The 20,631-nt window shown below is 73.3% G+C and carries 19 protein-coding genes; 8 read left to right on the forward strand and 11 right to left on the reverse strand.

Features of this window, described 5'->3' with window-relative positions; genetic code table 11:
- Positions 1 to 2: 2 nt before the first annotated feature.
- The gene (locus KLI87_RS15260; RefSeq protein ID WP_156219298.1) at positions 3 to 1,031 is read right to left on the reverse strand and encodes a M4 family metallopeptidase; all 1,029 of its coding nucleotides are present in this window, start codon (positions 1,029 to 1,031) and stop codon (positions 3 to 5) included.
- 185 nt (positions 1,032 to 1,216) lie between these two features.
- Here KLI87_RS15260 and recO point away from each other — a divergent pair, with 185 nt between their 5' ends.
- Together recO and KLI87_RS15270 are read left to right on the forward strand one after the other, a co-directional pair.
- The gene (recO, locus tag KLI87_RS15265) at positions 1,217 to 2,011 is read left to right on the forward strand and encodes a DNA repair protein RecO (protein WP_214617624.1); all 795 of its coding nucleotides are present in this window, start codon (positions 1,217 to 1,219) and stop codon (positions 2,009 to 2,011) included.
- Positions 2,008 to 2,805: an isoprenyl transferase gene (locus KLI87_RS15270; protein WP_156219299.1), complete on the forward strand. Its 798-nt coding sequence runs from the start codon at positions 2,008 to 2,010 to the stop codon at positions 2,803 to 2,805. Before recO ends, KLI87_RS15270 begins: the two co-directional genes overlap by 4 nt.
- A 61-nt stretch (positions 2,806 to 2,866) precedes the next feature.
- Here KLI87_RS15270 and KLI87_RS15275 read toward each other — a convergent pair whose 3' ends face one another.
- From KLI87_RS15275 to KLI87_RS15300, 6 genes are all read right to left on the reverse strand, one after another.
- A complete protein-coding gene (locus tag KLI87_RS15275) occupies positions 2,867 to 3,292 on the reverse strand; it encodes an OsmC family protein (RefSeq protein ID WP_156219300.1) in 426 nt (141 codons plus the stop codon).
- Between the two features lie 86 nt (positions 3,293 to 3,378).
- Entirely contained in the window at positions 3,379 to 3,768 is a 390-nt protein-coding gene (locus KLI87_RS15280) for a Fur family transcriptional regulator (protein WP_156219301.1), read from the reverse strand.
- On the reverse strand, positions 3,765 to 4,652 hold the full coding sequence (locus KLI87_RS15285) for a metal ABC transporter permease (RefSeq protein ID WP_214617625.1): 888 nt from the start codon (positions 4,650 to 4,652) through the stop codon (positions 3,765 to 3,767). The genes KLI87_RS15280 and KLI87_RS15285 overlap by 4 nt, the downstream gene beginning before the upstream one ends.
- Positions 4,649 to 5,347: a metal ABC transporter ATP-binding protein gene (locus KLI87_RS15290; RefSeq protein WP_156219303.1), complete on the reverse strand. Its 699-nt coding sequence runs from the start codon at positions 5,345 to 5,347 to the stop codon at positions 4,649 to 4,651. The genes KLI87_RS15285 and KLI87_RS15290 overlap by 4 nt, the downstream gene beginning before the upstream one ends.
- Positions 5,344 to 6,336 (reverse strand): metal ABC transporter substrate-binding protein, encoded by a 993-nt coding sequence (locus KLI87_RS15295; RefSeq protein WP_308166019.1) that lies wholly within the window; start codon positions 6,334 to 6,336, stop codon positions 5,344 to 5,346. The genes KLI87_RS15290 and KLI87_RS15295 overlap by 4 nt, the downstream gene beginning before the upstream one ends.
- A gap of 32 nt (positions 6,337 to 6,368) precedes the next feature.
- Positions 6,369 to 6,689 carry a DUF6703 family protein gene (locus tag KLI87_RS15300; protein ID WP_156219304.1) on the reverse strand — a complete coding sequence of 107 codons (321 nt, stop codon included), beginning with the start codon at positions 6,687 to 6,689 and terminating at the stop codon, positions 6,369 to 6,371.
- Positions 6,690 to 6,717: 28 nt separating this feature from the next.
- Here KLI87_RS15300 and KLI87_RS15305 point away from each other — a divergent pair, with 28 nt between their 5' ends.
- The 3 genes from KLI87_RS15305 to KLI87_RS15315 all read left to right on the forward strand — a co-directional run bounded on the left by KLI87_RS15305 (position 6,718) and on the right by KLI87_RS15315 (position 10,189).
- Positions 6,718 to 7,002, forward strand: coding sequence for an antibiotic biosynthesis monooxygenase (locus tag KLI87_RS15305; protein ID WP_214617626.1), 285 nt, complete (start codon positions 6,718 to 6,720; stop codon positions 7,000 to 7,002).
- Positions 7,003 to 7,212: 210 nt separating this feature from the next.
- Complete coding sequence (locus KLI87_RS15310) at positions 7,213 to 8,604, forward strand: DUF1906 domain-containing protein (protein WP_214617627.1); 1,392 nt, start codon at positions 7,213 to 7,215, stop codon at positions 8,602 to 8,604.
- Between the two features lie 196 nt (positions 8,605 to 8,800).
- The gene (locus KLI87_RS15315; protein ID WP_156219307.1) at positions 8,801 to 10,189 is read left to right on the forward strand and encodes a glycine--tRNA ligase; all 1,389 of its coding nucleotides are present in this window, start codon (positions 8,801 to 8,803) and stop codon (positions 10,187 to 10,189) included.
- A 92-nt stretch (positions 10,190 to 10,281) separates the two neighbouring features.
- On the opposite strand, the gene KLI87_RS15320 is transcribed toward KLI87_RS15315, so the two are convergent.
- Positions 10,282 to 10,989, reverse strand: coding sequence for a hypothetical protein (locus KLI87_RS15320; protein WP_214617628.1), 708 nt, complete (start codon positions 10,987 to 10,989; stop codon positions 10,282 to 10,284).
- A gap of 234 nt (positions 10,990 to 11,223) precedes the next feature.
- On the opposite strand from KLI87_RS15320, the gene KLI87_RS15325 reads away from it, so the two are divergent.
- A complete protein-coding gene (locus KLI87_RS15325) occupies positions 11,224 to 11,658 on the forward strand; it encodes a hypothetical protein (protein WP_156219309.1) in 435 nt (144 codons plus the stop codon).
- Positions 11,659 to 11,728: 70 nt separating this feature from the next.
- A complete protein-coding gene (gene secD / locus KLI87_RS15330; protein ID WP_214617629.1) occupies positions 11,729 to 13,999 on the forward strand; it encodes a protein translocase subunit SecD in 2,271 nt (756 codons plus the stop codon).
- Positions 14,000 to 14,003: 4 nt separating this feature from the next.
- On the opposite strand, the gene KLI87_RS15335 is transcribed toward secD, so the two are convergent.
- On the reverse strand, positions 14,004 to 15,137 hold the full coding sequence (locus KLI87_RS15335; protein ID WP_250903944.1) for a DUF4190 domain-containing protein: 1,134 nt from the start codon (positions 15,135 to 15,137) through the stop codon (positions 14,004 to 14,006).
- 123 nt (positions 15,138 to 15,260) lie between these two features.
- The gene (locus tag KLI87_RS15340) at positions 15,261 to 16,403 is read right to left on the reverse strand and encodes a DUF4190 domain-containing protein (protein ID WP_214617631.1); all 1,143 of its coding nucleotides are present in this window, start codon (positions 16,401 to 16,403) and stop codon (positions 15,261 to 15,263) included.
- Between the two features lie 196 nt (positions 16,404 to 16,599).
- On the opposite strand from KLI87_RS15340, the gene KLI87_RS40990 reads away from it, so the two are divergent.
- Entirely contained in the window at positions 16,600 to 18,357 is a 1,758-nt protein-coding gene (locus tag KLI87_RS40990; protein ID WP_214617632.1) for a bifunctional UDP-sugar hydrolase/5'-nucleotidase, read from the forward strand.
- A gap of 49 nt (positions 18,358 to 18,406) precedes the next feature.
- On the opposite strand, the gene KLI87_RS15350 is transcribed toward KLI87_RS40990, so the two are convergent.
- A complete protein-coding gene (locus KLI87_RS15350; protein ID WP_308166020.1) occupies positions 18,407 to 20,293 on the reverse strand; it encodes a glycoside hydrolase family 15 protein in 1,887 nt (628 codons plus the stop codon).
- Positions 20,294 to 20,631 lie beyond the last annotated feature (338 nt).

A 20,631-nucleotide genomic window follows, 5' to 3' on the forward strand; every position in this document is an offset into this window, starting at 1 on the left:
ACTCACGGTGAGACGCCTACCCCGTTCCACGCCTCGCGTATCGCCCTGGTCTCGGTGCCGTCCGCGCCGTACAGGTCGGTCGCGGTCGCGATGGTGGCGGCGGCGAACCTCTTGAAGTCGCTGTCGGACTCCAGTCTGCCGCCGGTGAGCGTGTCGTACCAGACCCGTCCGGCCTTCTCCCAGGCGTGGCCTCCGATGGAGGTCGCGGCGAGGTAGAAGGCGTGGTTCGGGATTCCGGAGTTGATGTGGACGCCGCCGTTGTCGCGGTAGGTGTCGACGTAGTGGTCCATGTGGCCTGGTTGGGGATCCTTGCCGAGTCGCGGATCATCGTAGGCCGTTCCGGGGGCCTTGAGCGAGCGGAGCGCGATCCCGCGCACCCCCTCGGCGAGCAGGCCCGCGCCGATCAGCCAGTCGGCCTGGTCGGCGGTCTGGTCGAGGTGCCACTGCTTGATCAGCGAGCCGAACACGTCCGAGACCGACTCGTTGAGCGCGCCGGGCTGGCTGTAGTACTCCAGGCCGGCGGTGTACTGGGTGATGCCGTGGGTGAGCTCGTGGCCGGTGACGTCGAGCGGGCCGGTGAACTCGGTGAACAGGACGCCGTCACCGTCCCCGTAGACCATCTGCTCGCCGTTCCAGAACGCGTTGTCGTAATCGTCGCCGTAGTGGACGGTGGAGACCAGCGGCAGCCCGGCGCCGTCGATGGAGTTGCGGCGGTAGGCGGCCTCGAAGAAGTCGAAGGTCACGCCGAGCCAGTCGTAGGACTGGTCGACGACCTTGTCCCCGGTGGCGGGCGCCCCCTCGGCGCGGACGGTCCGGCCGGGGAGCCGCTCGCGGTGCTCGGCGTCGTGGATCGTCCGGTTGGGGACGAAGTCCTCGTTGGGCTCGGGCGCGGTGGGCGCGAGCGTACGGCGCTCGGAGGAGTGGGCGGAGGTGAGGGCCAGGGTCCGGCGGGCGCGGGCGCGCAGTGCCGGGTCACCTGCGTCGGTAGCGATGCGTTCCAGCATGTGCGGCGGCACGATGTGGCATCTCATGCCACAACGCTGCCAGTTCAACGTGATCCAGACCACGTTTTCACACGGGACGGTGGCGGCCGAATCCGGTCACGTAACGTAATGGCAACAGAACCGAGGGAGATCGTCCGGGGGACTTGTGAAGATCCTGCGGAGATGACCGGGCTGGCAGCGGGGCAGGCCGTGACGTGCGCCAGAATGAACGGGTGACCCTCTACCGCGACGAAGGCATCGTCCTGCGCACCCAGAAGCTGGGCGAGGCCGACCGCATCGTGACGGTGCTGACCCGGCGCACCGGCCGGATCCGCGCCGCGGCGAAGGGCGTCCGCAAGACCAAGTCCAGGTTCGGGGCGCGGCTGGAGCCGTTCACCCACGTGGACCTGCAACTGTACGAGCGGCGCTCGCTCGACCTGATCACCCAGGCCGAGACGCTCCGGCCGTACGGGGAGGGCCTGGTCGCCGACTATCCCCGCTACACGGCGGGCACGGCGATGCTGGAGACGGCCGAGCGGCTCGCCGGCGACGAGGGCGAGCCCGCGCTGCGGCAGTTCCTGCTGCTGGTCGGGGGGCTGCGCACGCTGGTGGAGCGCAGCCACGACCCGCGCCTCGTCCTGGACGCCTACCTGCTGCGGTCACTGTCGGTCGCGGGCTGGGCCCCGGCGCTGGACGAGTGCTGCCGCTGCGGCACCCGCGGCGGGCTGCGCGGGTTCGCGATCGCGGCGGGCGGCGCGGTGTGCGCCAACTGCCGCCAGCCCGGCGCCGCGACCCCGGCGCCGCCGACGTTCGCGCTGATGCTGGCGCTGCTGCGCGGCGAGTGGGAGTACGCCGACGGCAGCGACCCGCGCCACCGCGCCGAGTGCAGCGGCTTGGTGGCCGCCTACCTCCAGTGGCACCTGGAGCACGGGATCCGCTCCCTGCGCCACGTGGAGCGCGGCACCGAGGGCTCCGGCGGGAGCATCGGCGACGACACCAACGACGACACCAACCGGGAGAGAGTTTGAGCAGGGCCGTTTCGCCTCCGGAACCGCATCGGGACGGCGCCGTGCCGCCCCCGATCCCCGCGGACCTGGTGCCCCGGCACGTCGCCATCGTCATGGACGGCAACGGCCGCTGGGCCAAGGGGCGCGGGCTGCCGCGCACCGAGGGGCACAGACGCGGCGAGGACTCGCTCTTCGACGTGATCATGGGCGCGATCGAGCTGGGCGTCCCCTACCTGTCGGCGTACGCGTTCTCGACCGAGAACTGGAAGCGGTCGCCCGACGAGGTGCGCTTCCTCATGGGCTTCAACCGGGACGTGATCCGCCGCCGCCGCGACCAGCTCGACTCGATGGGCGTCCGGGTGCGGTGGGCGGGGCGCCGCCCGAAGCTGTGGCGCAGCGTCATCAAGGAGCTGGAGACCGCCGAGGAGATGACGCGCGGCAACGACGTCCTCACCCTCCAGTTCTGCGTGAACTACGGGGGCCGCGCCGAGATCGCGGACGCGGCGGCGGCGATCGCCCGCGACGTCCGGGACGGGCGGCTGAACCCCGACAAGATCAACGAGAAGGTGTTCGCGCGCTACCTCGACGAGCCCGGCATCCCGGACGTGGACCTGTTCCTGCGCTCGTCGGGCGAGCAGCGCACGTCGAACTTCCTGCTCTGGCAGTCGGCCTACGCGGAGATGGTCTTCCTCGACACGCTGTGGCCCGACTTCGACCGCCGGCACCTCTGGCACGCCTGCGAGCTGTACGCCTCCCGGGACCGCCGCTACGGGGGCGCGCTCCCGAACCCGGTGGCGCCCGCGGCGGCCACCTGACCTCGTCGGGGGTTCCCTGCCGGGGCCGTCCACGACCCCGGCAGGACGGAGAACCGAAAGGTCACGCCAGGGCGGCGTCCAGGGTGATCGTGGTGCCCTTCAGCGCCTGGCTGACCGGGCAGCCGTCCTTGGCCGCCAGCGCCGCCTTCTCGAAGTCGGCGGCCGACAGGCCGGGCACGGTGGCGCGGACGGTGAGGTGGATGCCGGTGATCCCCTCGCCCGGCTGGAAGGTGACGTCCGCCCTGGTGTCGACCTTCTCCGGCGGCGTGCCCGCGCCGGCGAGGCCGTGCGAGAGCGCCATCGAGTAGCAGGTGGAGTGGGCGGCGGCGATGAGCTCCTCGGGGCTGGTGCGCCCGTCGGCCTGCTCGGCGCGCGAGGGCCAGTTGACGTCGAACGTGCCGATGCCGGACGAGTCCAGCGAAACCGTGCCCTCGCCCTGGAGGAGCGGGCCTTCCCAGTGTGCGTTAGCGGTGCGAGTGGTAGCCATGCCCCCGATTCTTCACCATGGCGGCGGCGGCCCGATCACCGCCCGCGTGCGAACCTCCCGGGCCGGGGCGGGGGAGGGGCGGCGGCTCAGCGGGACGCGCGGGCGGCGCAGTCGGCGCAGGTGCCGAAGACCTCGACGGTGTGGGTGATGTCGACGAACCCGTGCTCGGCGCCGATCGCGTCGGCCCAGCGCTCCACGGCCGGGCCCTCCACCTCGACCGTGCGCCCGCAGTCGCGGCACACGAGATGGTGGTGGTGCTGCTCGGTGCGGCAGGCGCGGTACACGGCCTCGCCCTCGTCGGTGCGCAGCACGTCGACCTCACCGGAGTCGCTGAGCGCCTGCAGCGCCCGGTAGACCGTGGTCAGGCCGATCTTGGAACCGTCCGCGCGCAGGTCGGCGTAGATGTCCTGCGCGCTGCGGAAACCCTCGCAGCCCGCCAGCATCTCCCGCACCGCGTCCCGGCGGGCCGTCGTCATCCCCCAAGCACCTCCGCCTCGGCGTCCACCCCGGACCGGACGGCGGGAATCCTCCTCCCGGCCGCGGCCCGAGCGCGTGCGCGTCGCACCAGCGTCCCCCCGAGGACTGCCGCGACGAACAGGGTGAGCGCCAGCAGCACGATCGAGGGTCCCGGGGGAAGATCGTACTCGAAGGAGCCGGCCAGCCCCGCTACGGCCGACAGTACACCGGCCGCCATCGCCAGCAGCATCGTGGCGCGGAAACCGCGGGTGAGCTGCTGCGCCGCCGCGACCGGGACGACCATGAGCGCGCTGACCAGCAGCAGCCCGATCGCGCGCATCGCGATGACGACGGTGACCGCCGCCGTGACCGCGACCAGCGCGCTCAGGAACCGGACGGGCAGCCCGGACGCCCGCGCGACCTCCTCGTCCTGGCACAGCAGGAACAGCTCGCGGCCGAACAGCGCCACGACCCCGAGGACGACGGCGGCGAGGGCGGCCACCACGTACAGGTCGTCCACCGTGACGCTGCTGATCGAGCCGAACAGGTAGGACTGGAGGCTCGTCCCGCCGCCGCCCTCCGCGTCGGTCAGCAGCACGCCGCCCGCGAGCCCGCCGTAGAACAGCAGCGCGAGCGCGACGTCGGCGCCGCTGCGGCTGCGGGCGCGCAGCACCTCGATCGCGACCGCGCCGAGCACCGCCACGACCAGCGCGCCGAGGACGGGCGAGGTGCCGGTGAGCAGGCCGAGCCCGATGCCGGTGAGCGCGATGTGCCCGACGCCGTCGCCGAGCAGCGACAGCCGGCGCTGCACGATGAACGTGCCGACGGCGGGCGCGGTCAGCCCGATCAGCACCGCCATCACCAGCGCGACCCGCATGAAGTCGTACTCCAGCATCCCCATCACGCGCTTTCCCTCATGTCCGCGGGCGAGGAGGTGTCGCGGACGAGGCGCCCGTGCTCCAGCTCGACCGTCCTCGTGACGACCGGTTCCATGGGGCCGAGCTCGTGCGCGACGAGGACGACGGTGCGCCCGGTCCCGGCCAGGTCGCGCAGGGTCGCCGCGAGCGCGGCCTGGTTGCCCGCGTCCACCCCGGCGGTCGGCTCGTCCAGCACGAACACGTCGGGCTCCCCGGCGAGCGCGCGGGCGATCAGCACCCGCTGCTGCTGCCCGCCCGACAGCAGGTGCGCCGACTCGCGGGCGAGCGCGGTGAGGCCGGCGGCCTCCAGCGCCCGGTCGACGGCGGCGCGGTCGGCGGCCGAGGCGGGCCGCCAGCGCGACTGCCGCGCGACGCGTCCGGACGCGACGACCTCCCGGACCGTCGAGGGTACGCCGCCGCCCATCGGCAGCCGCTGCGGCACGTACCCGACGCGCCGCCAGTCGCGGAACCGGCCGGGCGGCACGCCGTAGATCTCGGTGCGCCCGCCCGCCAGCGGGACGAGCCCGAGCAGCGCCTTGACCAGGGTGGACTTGCCCGCCCCGTTCGGCCCCATGACCGCGAGGACGTCGCCGGGGGCCACCTCCAGGTCGACGGCGTCGAGCACCGCGCGGCCGTCGCGCCGGACGGTCCCGGCCGTCATCGCGAAGGGCGGCGCGCTCATGAGCACCCCAGCGCGGGACGCAGCACGGCCAGGTTCTTCTCCATGATCGTCATGTAGTCGTCGGACGAGCCGCTCTCGACGCCCTCCACGGGGTCGAGGACCGCCGTCCGCACCCCCGCCTCGCGCGCGAGCGCCTCCCCGACCTTGGGGCTGACCAGCGTCTCGGTGAACACGGTGGTCGCGCCCGCCGCCCTGATCTGCCCCGTCAGCTCGGCGAGCCGCCGGGGGGACGGCTCGCTGGTCGGGTCCACGCCCGCGATCGACACCTGCCGGAGGCCGTACCGCTCGGCGAGGTAGCCGAACGCGGCGTGCGCGGTGACGATCGACCGGCGCCCGCAGGTCCTCAGCCCGTCGCGGTAGCGGCGGTCGAGGCCGGTCAGCTTGGCGGCGACGGTGTTGGCACGTTCCTTGTAGGCGGCGGCGTGCTCGGGGTCGGCGGCGGCCAGCTTGCCGCCGAGCGCGGTGGCGACGGTGGCCATGCGGCTGGGGTCCAGCCATATGTGCGGGTCGAAGTGGGCCTTGCCGCCGCCGTGCCCGTGCTCGTGCTCCTCCTCGTCCTCGGCGGGCGGCGGCAGCGTCCTGACGAGGCTCGCGGCGTCCAGCGAGGTGTCCTTGGCGTGCTTGGCGACGGCGTCGTCCACGGCGGGCTGGACGCCCTTCACGTAGACGGCGAGGCCCGCCTTCTCGATCCGGGCGACCTGCTTGGCGGTCAGTTCCAGGTCGTGCGGTTCGGCGCCCGGTCTGGTCAGCGTCTGGACGGCGACGTCGGGCCCGCCGACCTCCTTCGCCAGCCAGGCGGCCGGGTAGAACGAGGCGACGACGTCCAGGCGGCCGGACGGGCCGTCGGCGCCGGCGCCGCCGCAGCCCGCCAGCCCGGCGAGCGCGGTGAGCCCGGCGACGGCGACGGCCGCCCTGCGCGGGGTGTGGGCGGGATGGGTGTCGGTGGGTGCGGTGTCCGAGCGTGGAGCGGTGTTCCAGGGGGTCAGCACGGAACGATTATGGATGAAGATGAAAATGATTGTCAAAACCGTCCGAAGGCCCTGGCCAGGGCGAATCCGGTCAGGACGGTCAGAGCCACCACCCGCAACACGCGTCCCTGCGGGTCCAGCGCGGGCCAGTTGAGGTAGGCGAACCAGCCCAGCGCCACCGCGAGGACCAGCAGCCCGGCGGCGGCGACCCAGCCCGTCCCGACCATGCCGACCACCAGCAGGACGAACACCGCCGCCAGCAGCGCCGCCCTCGGCATCCGGTGCAGGAACACCACGGGAGCCGCGCTCCACCGCTCGACCGTCGCCCGCATGCCCGTCGCCGGGGTCTCCGGCCGCCCGCCTCGTGTGCTCACGGGGCCAAGGTACTGCGAGGATGGGGCGATGATCGCGATAACCCGGTACCGCGTGCCAGGTGAGGGCGCGGGCGACTTCGCCGCCCGCATGACGGCCCTGCTGCGGACGCTGTCGGCCAGCCCCGGCTTCCGCTCCGGCCGCCTCGCCAGGACCGTCGACGAGCCGGGCCTGTGGGCGCTGGTCACCGAGTGGGACGGTGCGGGGTACTACCGCCGCGCGCTCGGCGGCTACGAGGTGCGGCTGGAGTTCATCCCGCTCGCCGCCATGGCGGTGGACGAGCCCGGCGCCTACGAAGTCGTCAGCTCCGCCTGAGCCGACCCGCGGCCCGGCCGGGGCCGGCCGGGGGCGGCGGGGCCCGGTCGGGGCCGGTCCAGATAAGGGCAACCGCCGGGCAAGAAGCGTCCTGGCCCGGTTTCACCCTGTCCGTCCATGGTCATCTTTGCCGCATCACGATCATGCCGCCCGCCGCGCGGGGGACAGGGCCGCCGGGCGGGGCGCGCGTCGGGGTTCGGGGGAGATGTGATGCGCCATGCCGTCCAGCTCAGCGGAGTCCTCGGGGTGGCGGTCGCCGCGCCCCTCCTCGCCTGCCTGTGGCCCGCCGCCGCGCGGCCGCCGGCCGCGGCGCTGACCGGCGCGGCCGAGGACGGCCCCGGAGGGGCGCGGACGGTCCGCTACCACGGCGTGCGCGTGCCCGTCCCCGAGGGCTGGACGGTGTACCGGCTCGACCGCGACCCCTCCCGCTGCGTCCGCTACGACCGGCACGCCGTGTACCTCGGACGCCCCGGACCGCAGCCCGACTGCCCGGCCCGCGTGGTCGGCCGCACCGAGGCCGTCCACGTGCAGCCGCTCGACGGGCGGCCGGAGGCGGACGGCGGCCCGGGCGCCTCGTCCCGGACGATCGTGCGGGGGAGCAGGCTCGCCTCCTACACCGTCCGGCGGAGCACGGGCCAGGAGGCGCGCCTCGCGCTGCCCGAGGCCGGCGTCGCGATCACCGGCGTGTACGGGACGGACCCGTCCCTGCTCCAGTGGCTGCTGCGCGGCACCCGCCTGGACCCGGCCGGGCCCGCCGTGCCACCCGGCCACCACCGGCCGGGGGAGCCGGATCCGCCCACCGACCCCACCGACGACCCGTCCTTCGCGATGCCGCCCTTCATCGGCCCCCCGGGCCCGGACGGCGAGGACGGCGACGACGGCGCCCAGGGGGACGGCGGCGGCGACGAGACGAAGGCGGAGGGCGCGTGGGCGGCGGGCAGGGGGTTCGACACCTGCACGGCCCCGGCGCTCTCCTCGATGCGGGCGTGGCGGCCCTCGTTCAAGATCACCAACATCTACATCGGCGGCGCGGCCCGGGGGTGCGCCCAGCCCAACCTCACCCCGGGCTGGGTGCGGAAGGTCCGGAAGATGGGCTACCGCATCACCCCCACCTACGTCGGGCTCCAGGCGCCCTGCGGGAGCCGCCCGCAGCGGTTCACCGCCGGGAACGCCGCGTCCAAGGGCCGGAAGGCGGCCGTGGACGCCGCGCGCAGGGCCAGGGCGCTCGGCATCCCGCCCCACAAGCCGATCTACTTCGACATGGAGGCCTACCGGGGGAACACCGCGTGCCGGAGGGCCGTCCTGCGCTTCGTCAACGGGTGGGTGAAGCGGCTGAAGAGCGAGAACTACAAGCCGTGCCTGTACAGCAGCGCCGCCTCCGGCATCCGCGACGTCGGACGGTCCGCCCGGATCGCCAGGCCCGGCTGCGTCTGGTTCGCCAACTGGGACGGCAGGGCCCGCGTGTACGGCGATCCCTACCTGCCCGACCACTGGTGGACGCCGCACCGGCGGATCAAGCAGTACCGGGGCGGCCACCGGGAGCGGCACGGCGGCGTGACGCTCAACATCGACAGCAACATCGTCGACGGGAGCGTCTACTGACACCCGACCGGCCACCGTGCCCTAAGCTGGGCGGTGCCCGGAGGCGCCGGGCGACGTCCGGGCCTCACGGCGGCATCGCGGCCGACCGTCGCGATGCGTTCATCGGGGATCACACGCGCCACCCGCCCGCCGCCCGGCGGGGCCCAGGGGGCGCACGCACTGTCCCGCCGACCGCCAGCCGGATGGAGAACCTCTCATGGCACGCCGCTCAGATGTGCTGGACACGATCGTCAACCTCGCCAAACGGCGGGGCCTGGTCTACCCGTCGAGTGAGATCTACGGCGGGCTCCGCGCCTCCTGGGACTACGGCCCGCTCGGCGTGGAGCTGAAGAACAACGTCAAGCGCCAGTGGTGGAAGTCCATGGTGCAGGGCCGCGACGACGTCGTGGGCCTCGACTCCTGCGTCATCCTGGCGCGCGAGGTGTGGGAGGCCAGCGGCCACGTCCAGGCGTTCGTCGACCCGCTCACCGAGTGCCAGTCGTGCCACAAGCGCTTCCGCGCCGACCACCTCGAAGAGGCCTACGAGGCCAAGCACGGCCGCCCGCCCGCCGGGGGCCTGGCCGACATCACCTGCCCCAACTGCGGCGTGAAGGGCTCCTTCACCGAGCCGAAGATGTTCAACGGCCTGCTCAAGACCTACCTCGGCGTCGTCGAGGACGAGTCGGGCCTGGCCTACCTGCGTCCCGAGACGGCGCAGGGCATCTTCATCAACTACCTGAACGTCCAGCAGTCGGCGCGCCGCAAGGTGCCCTTCGGCATCGGGCAGATCGGCAAGTCGTTCCGCAACGAGGTCACGCCCGGCAACTTCATCTTCCGCACGCGCGAGTTCGAGCAGATGGAGATGGAGTTCTTCGTCAAGCCCGGCAGCGACGAGGAATGGCACCAGTACTGGATCGACGAGCGCTTCCAGTGGTACGTCGACCTCGGCGTCCGCAAGGAGAACCTGCGGCTGTACGAGCACCCGGCCGAGAAGCTGTCGCACTACTCCAAGCGCACGGTGGACGTCGAGTACCGCTTCGACTTCGTCGGCGCCGAGTGGGGCGAGCTGGAGGGCGTCGCCAACCGCACCGACTTCGACCTGACGACGCACGCCAAGGCGTCCGGCGCCGACCTGTCGTTCTTCGACCAGGAGTCCGGGGACCGCTTCACCCCGTACGTGATCGAGCCCGCGGCCGGCGTCGACCGCTGCACGCTCACGTTCATGATGGACGCCTACGCCGAGGACGAGGCGCCCAACGCCAAGGGCAAGCTGGAGAAGCGCGTCGTCATGCGGCTCGACCGGCGGCTCGCCCCGGTCAAGGTCGCGGTGCTGCCGCTGTCGCGCAACACCGACCTGTCGCCGAAGGCCCGCGACCTTGCCGCGCAGCTCCGCCGCAACTGGAACGTCGACTTCGACGACGCGGGCGCCATCGGCCGCCGCTACCGCCGCCAGGACGAGATCGGCACGCCGTTCTGCGTCACCGTCGACTTCGACACCCTCGACGACGATGCCGTCACCGTCCGCGAGCGCGACTCGATGAGCCAGGAGCGCATCGCGCTCAGCCAGGTCGAGTCGTTCCTGGCCGCGCAGCTCGTCGGCTGCTGATCATCCGCCTCGACGGGCCGCCCCTCGCCTGGGGGGCGGCCCGCGCGGTTCTGGGAGCAGGCTTTTCGGGAGCGGGTTCTGCGGGGGGAGCGTCAGCCGGTCACGTAGAGGGGCTGGTCGAAGGTCCCGGACCCGGCCGTCCTCTCGCCGAGCAGCCGGTAGGTGGCGTTGTAGGTGCCGTCGGGCGGGCAGCCCGGGTCGCTGCCCGCCTGCTTGAGGATCTTGGCGTCCCGCAACCTGAGCTGGGTCTGGTCGTCGTCCGGCACGGGCCGGGAGGCGTTGTCGCGGTTGTAGGCGTCGGCGACGACGTCGGCGCCGTACACGCAGGTGACCGTGGCGCCGCCCAGGCTCACGACGACCCTGGCGCTGAACCCCGCGAACGTGGCGGTGCCGTCCCGGCCGCCGGTGCGGGCGGGGTCGAAGGCGATCGAGCCGCCGGTCCAGGGCAGGTTCGCGCCGGTGATCGTCGCGGGCGCGCTGCCCGTGCAGGGGCCGCCGCCCGTGCTGAAGACCACGCCGCCGACGGACAGGCCGCCGCCGTCCGACCGCACCGACCCGGTCAGCGTCGCCTCCGTGCAGCTCCCGCTGCTCGCCGCGGTGGACATGGTGGCGCTGCCGAGCAGCAGCGCCCGCACGTTGCCCGAGTAGGGGCCGGCGGTGGCGGATCCGGTCCGGACGGTCGTCGACGCGGCCGAGGCGGCTGGGGCGGCTGATGCGGGCGGGGCCGGTGCGGTGAGGGCGACCACGGCCGCCGCGCCGAACACCGCGGCGGCGGCCCTGCGCTGTCTGACTTTTCGCATTTGATCCTCCTTGTCCCTTTTGTGACCTCGTCACGGTAAGCCGGGGCCGTGGCCGGACGGTGACGCTGCGGCGCCAGATCATTGTGGCCTTACCAGGGCTTGACGGCTGCGCTGGACGAACGTCGAGCGAGGCGGGGAGCACCGCGTTCTTGGGCTAGGTTGGGCGGGACGGGCGCCGAGTCCGCGCCTCTGCGTGATCACCGACGGCACGCGATCGAACCGAGGGAGGGACGGGTGGCCGACACGCGCGACCTCCGCGTCCCGCCGGCACCGGTCGGGCGGCTCGCGCGGCTGGTCGTCATCGCGCTGGGCCTGGTCGGCTTCGTGGCCGCCCCGGCCGGAGCACCCGCCTCCGCGACCTCCGTCACCAGCGTCACCTCCGTCACCTCGGCGGCGGCCAAGGCTCCGGCGCGCGGCCGGACCGCCGACCGCCACCGGGACGGGCACGCCGAGACCACAAACGCCGCCGAGGCCGCCGCCACGGCCGCCGCGCGGCACACCACCGCCGCGCCGCCGCACGTCTCGCACGCGGCCCTGCCCGCGTCCGAACTCCAGGTCGGGCCGCCGCCCGCGTGGCTCGACCGTCCGGCGCGGGCGCCCTCGCGCCCCTCCGCCGCCTTCGGGGACGCGCCGCGCGGCCGATCCCCGCCCGCCTCCACAGGGATCTAGCCGTTCCTGTCCGCGGTGCCGCACGCCCCTCCCGGCGTCGGCGCCGAAGCTCCGTGTGGAGGTCCTCCCCTTGTCTCGCGCCAACGTGGTGCGGGCGGTACTGGCGTTCGCCGTGCTCGCCTCGTCGCTGTTCCTCACCCTGACCAGACCCGCCAAGCTCGGCCTCGACCTGCGCGGCGGCACCCAGATCGTCCTGGAGACGCGGGACTCCCCGGCCGCGAAGGCCGACCGGGAGTCCACCGACCGCGCCCGGGAGGTGCTGCACCGCCGGATCGACGCGCTCGGCGTCGCCGAGTCCTCGATCACCCGGTCCGGCGACCGGCGGCTGATCGTCGAGCTGCCCGACGTCCAGGACCCCTCGCACGCCGCGTCGGTGTTCGGCAGGACCGCACAGCTCACCGCCCATCCCGTCAGCGCTGCGCCGCCGCAGCGGGGGGAGCGGACGATCCAGGACGAGAGCGGCCGTCCGATCACGATCGGGCCCGCCGCGCTCACCGGCGACGGCATCGGCTCGGCGTCCGCGAGCCTCGACCCGCAGGGCCTCGGCGGCTGGGCCGTCGACATCGGCTTCCGCGGCGACGGAGGCCGCACCTGGGAGAGGCTGACCGCCAAGGCCGCCTGCGCGGCCGGGGACGAGCGGCGCGTCGCGATCGTCCTGGACGGACGGGTGATCTCCTCCCCGCAGGTGACCGGGAGCGTCGCCTGCGGGGTCGGGATCACCGGCGGGTCCACCCAGATCACCGGGAACTTCGGCGCGAAGGAGGCCAAGGACCTCGCGGCGCTGGTCGAGGGCGGCGCGCTGCCCGTGCCGGTGACGATCATCGAGCAGCGGGTGGTGGGCCCCACGCTGGGCGAAGCGGCGATCGACGCGAGCGCGCGCGCCGCCGTGATCGGCGTCCTGCTGACCGGGCTGTTCATCGTCGCCGTCTACCGGCTCGTCGGGCTGCTGGCGACCGTCGCGCTCGCCGGGTACGCGCTCATCTCCTACGCCGCGCTCGTCGCGGTCGGCGCCACGCTGACGCTGCCCGGCCTGGCCGGGTTCGTGCTGGCCGTCGGCATGGCGATCGACGCGAACGTGCTGGCGTTCGAGCGGGCCAGGGAGGAGCGCGCCGCCGTGCCCGGACGGACGCCGCGCGCCGCGCTCGCGATCGGCTTCGACCGGGCCTGGTCGGCGATCGCCGACTCCGCCGTCACGACGCTGCTGGCCGGAGGGCTGCTGTTCTTCCTGGCCTCCGGGCCGGTGAAGGGCTTCGGGGTCACGCTGACGATCGGCGTGCTGGGCTCACTGGTGTCGGCGATGCTGCTCAGCCGCGTGCTCACCGACGCCGCCCTCGCCCGCATGCCCCGGCTCGGCCGCTCGACGGCGGGCGGGCTCGGCGGGGCCGGGCGGATCCGCCGCCTGCTGGAGGAGCGCCGGCCGGACCTGATGCGGCGGCGCGGGCTCTGGCTCGGGGTGTCCGCGCTCGCGGTCGCCCTCGCCGTGACGGGGATCTTCTCGCGCGGCCTGAACTGGGGCGTGGAGTTCACCGGCGGGCGGCTCGTCGAGTACTCCACGTCGCGGCACGTGGACATCGACACCGCGCGCTCCGCCGTCGCCTCGGCCGGGTTCCCGCGCGCCGTCGTGCAGACCTCCGGCGACGACGGCATCTCCGTCCGGACCTCGGGCCTCGACAACGCCCAGGAGAAGCGCGTCCAGGAGGCGCTCGCCGAGAAGGGCGGCACCGCCACCAAGCAGCGCGACGAGCTGATCGGGCCCAGCCTCGGCGGTGAGCTGCGGGTCAAGGCGATGATCGCGCTCGGTGTCGCGCTCGCCGTCCAGCTCGCCTACCTGACGATCCGGTTCCGCTGGAGCTTCGGCGCCGGCGCCGTCCTCGCGATGCTGCACGACGTGCTCGTGGTCACCGGCGTGTTCGCCTGGCTGGGCAAGCCGATCGACGGGGTGTTCCTCGCCGCGCTGCTCACGATCATCGGCTACTCGGTGAACGACTCGGTCGTGGTGTTCGACCGCGTGCGGGAGCTGTGGGGCGCGCGTCCGGGCGCGCCGTTCGCGCAGGTCGCGAACCTGGGCGCGCTCCAGACCGTCCCGCGCACCGTCAACACCGGGATGGGCGCCGTGTTCATCCTGGCGGCGCTCGCGGTGCTCGGCGGCGACTCCCTCACCGACTTCGCGATCGCGCTGCTGGTCGGCATCGGCGTCGGGACCTGGTCCAGCGTCTTCACCGCGACGCCGCTGGCCGTCGTCCTTGAGCGGTTCTCCCGGACGCCGCCGCCCCGGCCGCGCCCGGCCGCGGGCGCGAAGCGGGCCCGGCGCGCCCCGGGGGACTCCGGTGCCGTCGTCTAGGCGCTCACTTCCGGAGGAAGGACCCCTTCGTCGGCTTCCCGACGGTCGCGCCAAGGCAGGCGACCTGGCGGATGTCCGTCGACCAATGGGCCGCCTCGGGGTAGAGCCACAGGATCTGGTCCGGCGAGTGGCGGGGGGAGAACGCCTGCTTCGCGCGTCGGTCGCAGAGCTTCTCGGCCCGGTCCTCGACCGCCTTCTCCCCGGGATAGCGGCCGGCGGGCAGGTTCTGCACCCAGTACACCTCGGTCCAGTGCGGGCGAGCGCAAGACCGGGCCCGCAGGTTCGTGGTCCTGTCGCCCACCTTTCCGAAGCAGTCGCCGAGAACGAACTCCCCGAGAGGTCGGAGAGCCTGGTCCACCGTCTGGGCGAGCGGCGTCGTGAGCGAACCCCGCCCTGTGTAGCGGTACGCGCACAGCACGTCCCGCTCGCCCCTCTTCCAGGCCGCGCCGTCCGGCTGGATCGCGTAGAGATCCAGTTCCTGGGCGAACCGGCTCTTCAGCAGCGCCCGGAGGTTCTTCCGGCACACCTCGGACGCCTGGAGGTTCGCCTCCCGCGCGCCCGGATAGGGACCGTCGGCCAGCCGCGCCTCCGCGACGATCTCGGCGTCGTGCGGACGGGTGCACGGCAACGCGGTCACGAGGCGGTCGCGGCCGCTGTTGTCGACCCCGGTGAAGCAGTCGCCGACCCGCAGCGTCCCGACGAGCACCTTGCCGCTGCCGCGGATGTGCCCCGCCTCGTCCCGGTCGGGTGAGAACAGCGAGCCGACCATCACGGCGACCACGACCACCACGCCCACGACCCAGGTGAGGGACGCGACGATGCCGCCGATCGCGAGCCCCCTGCCCTTGTCGCCGTGCCGCCGGATCCGCACCAGCGCGGCGATGCCGAAGCCGATGCCGAACAGCGCCAGCCCGCAGAGCCCGGTGGCGAGCGCGACGATCGCGAGCGGGTCCCTGCGCCGCGGGGCGCCGGGGTCCGGGCCGGGGAAGCCGGGGAACGGGGGTGGAGGGGGTCCGGCCGGGCCAGGGGGAGGAGGCGGCCCGGCCGGACCTGAGGACGGGGGCGAGGGCTCCCCCGGGAGAGCCCAGTCCGCTGGAGGTTCGGGCCTCTCCGAAACGTTGTCAGTATTTGGTGGCATGCTCACGGAGGGACCCTAGCGAGCGCCGCCGGAGGCGGCCTCCATTGACAGTAGTTGACTTCAAGTTGTGATCATTGCCTAGAGTCATTGGTCCGTCACCGCCCGGCCCAGGCGCGGCCCTGTTCAGGCGCGAGCGGGCGGGGGGACGACCGGCTCGCTCAGCCGGCTGCCGCCCTTGGCGGCCGTCACGTAGCAGACGACCACGCGGTTGCCCGCCGCCCACGTCTCCGCGCTCGGGTAGCCGAACCAGGTGTCCACCGGCACTCGCGGCCGGTGCTCGCGGAACATGTCCAGGACCCTGCGCATGCACCCCTGGCGGGCCTTCCGCTCGGCGGCCCTGGTGCCCGGGTACCGGCCGCGCGGCAGCGAGAAGCGGTCCATCAGCTGCGCGTCGTGCCGCTTCGCGCAGTCGATGAGGCGCAGGGTCTCCCCGCCCTTCTTCGGCTTGTCGAAGCAGTCGCCGGTCCGGAGTTCGTCCCATATCCGCACCCGGTAGCCGAGGGCGCTCACCGGCCCGGTGAGCCGGAAGGTCTGCGGCCCGGCGACCGCGCACCGCACGGTGCGGTCGCGCGGCCAGGCGTCCCGCTGCGGAGAGAGCGTGATCACCTCTCCGTCCTCGACCGGCACGCGGGTGTGGAAGCGCTGCCGCACGTGCCGGTCGCAGCCCGCGCGGCCGGTCTCGCCCACCTCGACCTGGCCGGGCCAGGGGCCGTCCGGCAGGTCGAAGGCGAGGACGACCTCCGCCTCGTGCGGGCGGTCGCACGCGATGATCGCGGTGTCGGGGACCTCCCGGCCGCTCGGGAGGTCGAAGCACTCGCCGACCCTGGGATAGGGCTGGACGCGCGCCGCGTCCCCGGCGGCGGTCGGGTCCGCCACGTCCAGCGTGGTCAGGACCGCCGCGAACACCGCCGCGACCACCACCCAGGACAGGGCCGCGGCGAGGCCGCCGACGACCAGCGCCCGGCCGCGCTCGCCGGTGCGCCGGATCCGCACGAGCGCGGCGATCGCGAACACCACCGTGAGGACGACCAGCCCGAGCACCCCGGTGACGATCGTGGTGATCGCCAGTTTGCTCGTCGGACGGTCCAGGGGCGGTAGCCCCGTCCCGTAGGGGTGCCCCTCCGGCTCGGGCCACTGCGCCGCTCCCGGCATCAGGGGCGGCATGGTCGCGTCGGCCGGGGGCGGCGGGGCCACCGGGGCCCAGGCCGGGGCGGGGTGAGGCGGGGGCTCCTCGGAGGGCGGGTCGTCGTTCGGTGGCGTGATCACGTCCGGGACGGTAACCAGGGCGTCCGACAAAAACGGCATTGTCCGCAAAGTCCGTAGTCAAGTTGTGATCATGGAACGTGCCAGGTGACGCGCCGCCGGTCGCCGTTCACCCGATGATGATCTCCACTCCTCCGGCCGGACACCCGGCACTGGTGATCTTCTCCAGATTCGTCCCATTGCTGCGGAAGGTTTACTTGTGTCTCGTTCGTCCCGATGGTTGGGCCTGCCGGCCCTGGTCGCGCTCGCGGCCGGCACGGCGGTCCCCGCCGCGCACGCAGGGCAGGCGGCCCCCGTCGACGTCCAGCTCCTCTCCATCACCGACTTCCACGGCTACCTCCAGCCCTACAACGACGCCGCGAACGGCGAGGTGCAGCTCCCGGACGGCACGAAGATCAAGGTGGGCGGCGCCGCGTACAACGCCGCGCACCTCAAGCGGCTGCGCGAGGGCCGGCGCAACTCGATCCTGTTCTCGGTCGGGGACAACTTCAGCGGCTGGCCGTTCGAGGTCGACGCCTTCCGCGACGAGCCCACCGTCGAGGTCCTCAACAAGCTCGGCATCCGGTTCTCGGCGACCGGCAACCACGAGCTGGACGTGTCCGCCGGGTTCCTCAAGGACCACATGGAGCGCGGCCGCTGCTTCGGCGAGGTGAACGTCGACAGCTGCTTCACCGACTCGACCGGCAAGCGGTTCCGGGGCGCGCGGTTCCCCTTCCTCAGCGGCAACATCGTCAGCGCCCGGTCGGGCCGGCCGATCCTGCCGCCCTACAACATCGAGTGGGTGCGCGGCGACCGCGGCCGCAGGATGCCGGTCGGGTTCATCAACCTGACCGTCCCCGACACGCCCGTCGGCTCGACCTCCTACCAGCCCGACCTGCGCGCGCTCCCGCTGCTGGAGACCGCGAACCGGTACGCGGCGGAGCTGAGGCGGCAGGGCGTGCGGGCGATCGTCGCCAACGTCCACGACGGCGGCACGGCGGACGGCGCGGGCTTCAACGGCTGCAACAACCCCCGGGGCCCGGTCATCGACTTCGCCAGGCAGGCGTCCCCCGAGATCGACGCGATCTTCACCGGGCACTGGCACGCCGGGTTCAACTGCGTGCTCCCCGACCCGGCGGGCGCCCCCCGCCCGGTGATCGAGGGCCTCAACCACGGCCGCCTGATCAGCGAGATCGACCTGCGGCTCGACAGGAGCGGCGAGGTGCTGCGGGGCGAGAGCAGGGCCGTCAACCACCCCGTGACCCGCGACGTCCCCGCCGACCCCGAGGTCAAGAGGATCGCCGACTACTGGACGGCGCGCGGCGCCCAGCGGTTCGCCGAGCCCGTCGCCCGGCAGAAGGGCGACTTCACCCGGACGCAGAACGCCCAGGGCGAGAGCACCATGGGCGACCTGGCGGCCGACGTCCAGTACTGGACGGCCGGGCGGTCCCGGAAGGGCCGCGCCGACCTCGCCCTCGTCGCGACCAGGCCGCGTACGGGCTCCAACGCCGTCTCCCGCGACCTGCCCTACGCCAAGGGGACCGGCGCCGGTGACGAGGACGGCCGCGTGACGTTCGGCGAGGCGTGGAACGCCTACGGGTACGGCAATCCGGTCCTGACCGTCTCGGTGACCGGCGAGCAGATCCACCAGGCCCTGGAGCAGCAGTGGCAGGGCGGGAAGTTCGCGCCGTTCGCGGTGTCCGGGAACGTCCGGTACCGGTACGACGCGTCCCGTCCGGAGGGCGACCGCGTGAACCCCGCGGACGTCAGCGTCGGCGGCCGCCCGCTCGACCCGGCGCGCCGGTACCGGCTGGCCGCGCTCGCCTACACGCTGATCGGCGCGGACGGCTACACCGCGTTCACCGGGTTCGGGGACGCCTACCGCAACGAGCTGCCCGACCGCGAGGCGTTCATCGCCTACCTCAAGGCGAAGGGCACCATCGAGCCCGCGCCCCTGGACCGCGTCACCGCGGGTTGAGTCGATCCCCGTGGCCGGGGGACGCACCCGGCCACGGACCGGCCGCCGCTCAGGCGAGCGGCGGCTGGTGCTCCTCGCTCTCCGCCATGATGACCTGCATCACCGCGTTGATCAGCGCCAGATGCGTGAACGCCTGCGGGAAGTTGCCGAGGTGCCGCCCGGTGTGCGGGTCGATCTCCTCGGCGTACAGCTGCAACGGGCTCGCGTAGGAGAGCAGCTTCTCGCACAATGCCCGCGCCCGCTCCAGCTCACCGATCATCACCAGCGTGCTGACCAGCCAGAACGAGCAGATCGTGAACGTGCCCTCCTCCGACTCGAAGCCGTCGTCGGTCTCGGTCGCCCGGTACCGCAGGACGAGGTCGTCCTCCGACAGCTCGTCGGCGATCGCGAGCACGGTCTCGCGCACCCGCTTGTCGTCGGCGGGCAGGAACCCCAGCAGCGGGATCAGCAGCGCCGACGCGTCCAGCGTCGTCGCCCCGTAGTGCGCGGTGAACACGCCCCGCTCGTCGAGCGCGTTGGCGAGCACGTCGGCGTGGATCTCATCGGCCGCGTCCTGCCAGCGGACCGCCCGGTCCTGGTCGCCGCGCACCCGCGCGAGCCGCGCGCCGCGCTCGGCCGCCACCCAGCAGAAGATCTTGGACGAGGTGAAGTGCTGCGGCTCCCCGCGCACCTCCCACATGCCGCAGTCCGGGATCCTCCAGTTGGCGAGGGCGTCCTCGACCTGCTTGACGACGATCTTCCAGAGCCGGTCGTCGAGCCGGTCGCGCTTGCGCACGAACAGGTAGATGGAGCCGATGATCGCGCCCCACACGTCGTGCTGCGCCTGCATGTACGCCTCGTTGCCGATGCGCACCGGGCGGGCGTTGTCGTAGCCGGACAGGTGCTCCAGCGTCGACTCGGGCAGCTCCTCCCGCCCGTCCAGCCCGTACATGATCTGGAGCTTGCCCTCGGCCGCCTCGGCGACGTCGGTGATGAAGTAGAAGAAGTCGTTGGCCTCCCAGTCGTAGCCGAGCGTGTAGAACGCCCACAGCGCCATCGTGGAGTCGCGGATCCAGGTGTAGCGGTAGTCCCAGTTCCGGTCCCCGCCCGGCGTCTCGGGCAGCGACGTCGTCGCGGCGGCGGCCACCGCCCCCGACGGCGCGAACGTCAGCCCCTTCAGCGTCAGCGCGCTGCGCTGCAGGTGGCTGCGCCACGGATGGTCGGGGAAGCGGCCCCGGTCCAGCCAGTGCTGCCAGTGGTGGACGGTCCAGACGAGCCGCTCCTGCGCGTCCTCGTAGCTGGAGGGCGCCTCGTGCTCGCTCCACGACAGCGCCACGAACCGCGCCTCGCCCTGCTTGAGCAGCGTCCTGGACGTGGCGAGCGACCCCTCGAAACCGACGTTCATGTCGGTGGTGAGCCGCAGCCCGATCCCGTTCCCGCGCGCGACCGCCTCGTGGTAGCCCGAGCCGGTGTGCTCCCAGCGCGCGGGCGTCTGCCCGTAGTCGAAGACCGGCATGCAGTCGAGCCGGACCTGGACCTGCCCGTTCACGCACCGCACCATCCGCAGCAGGACGTGGTCGGCGTCGTAGTCGGTGGGCGCCCTGCGGTGGGTGTGGGAGCGCTCCGTCTCGTGGTGCCAGGGCCCCATGAGCAGGGCGTCGGTCACCACCAGCCAGCCGCCGTGCACCCACCACGTGGTCTCCATCACCATCGTGCCGGGTATGTAGCGTTGCGCGGCGGGAACCTCCACACCGGCCGGGCCGACCCGGAAGTACCCGGCGTCCCGGTCCAGGATGGAACCGAACACGCTGGGCGAGTCCATCCGCGGCAGGCACATCCACTCGATGTTGCCGCTCGGGGCGACCAGCGCGGTCGTCTCGCAGTCGGACAGGAACCCGAAATCGGCGATGGGGGCGAACGGATCTCCCGCCCGGCCACCCGCGACCTTCGGCCTCACGACCTCACCTCCCTGATCCATCATTCCCTCTCTAGCGCGATGCGTACGCCACGGCGGGCGGGGGTGCCCCCTCGCCCGTCCTGCCGTCCGACCGCGGCTTCCCCGCCCGTCCCGGCACCCGTCCCGGTGGACTGGATTAGACCACTATCCGGCCTCTGAGCTGGGCAGACGCGCTGCCGAGGACGGGGCGCCGAGCAAGACCCGACATCGCGGGTACAGTCCGGGCAAACAGGGCAGCGGACCGTCCGCCGCCTGGGGAAACGCCGTCGCCTGCGCAGACACCGTCGCCTGGGGAGTCGCGACGGCGGCCGTCCCCGGGGGAGCGGGGTCCGGCACTG

Source organism: Actinomadura sp. NEAU-AAG7 (genome assembly GCF_018603865.1).
Taxonomy (GTDB): Bacteria; Actinomycetota; Actinomycetes; order Streptosporangiales; family Streptosporangiaceae; genus Spirillospora; species Spirillospora litoris.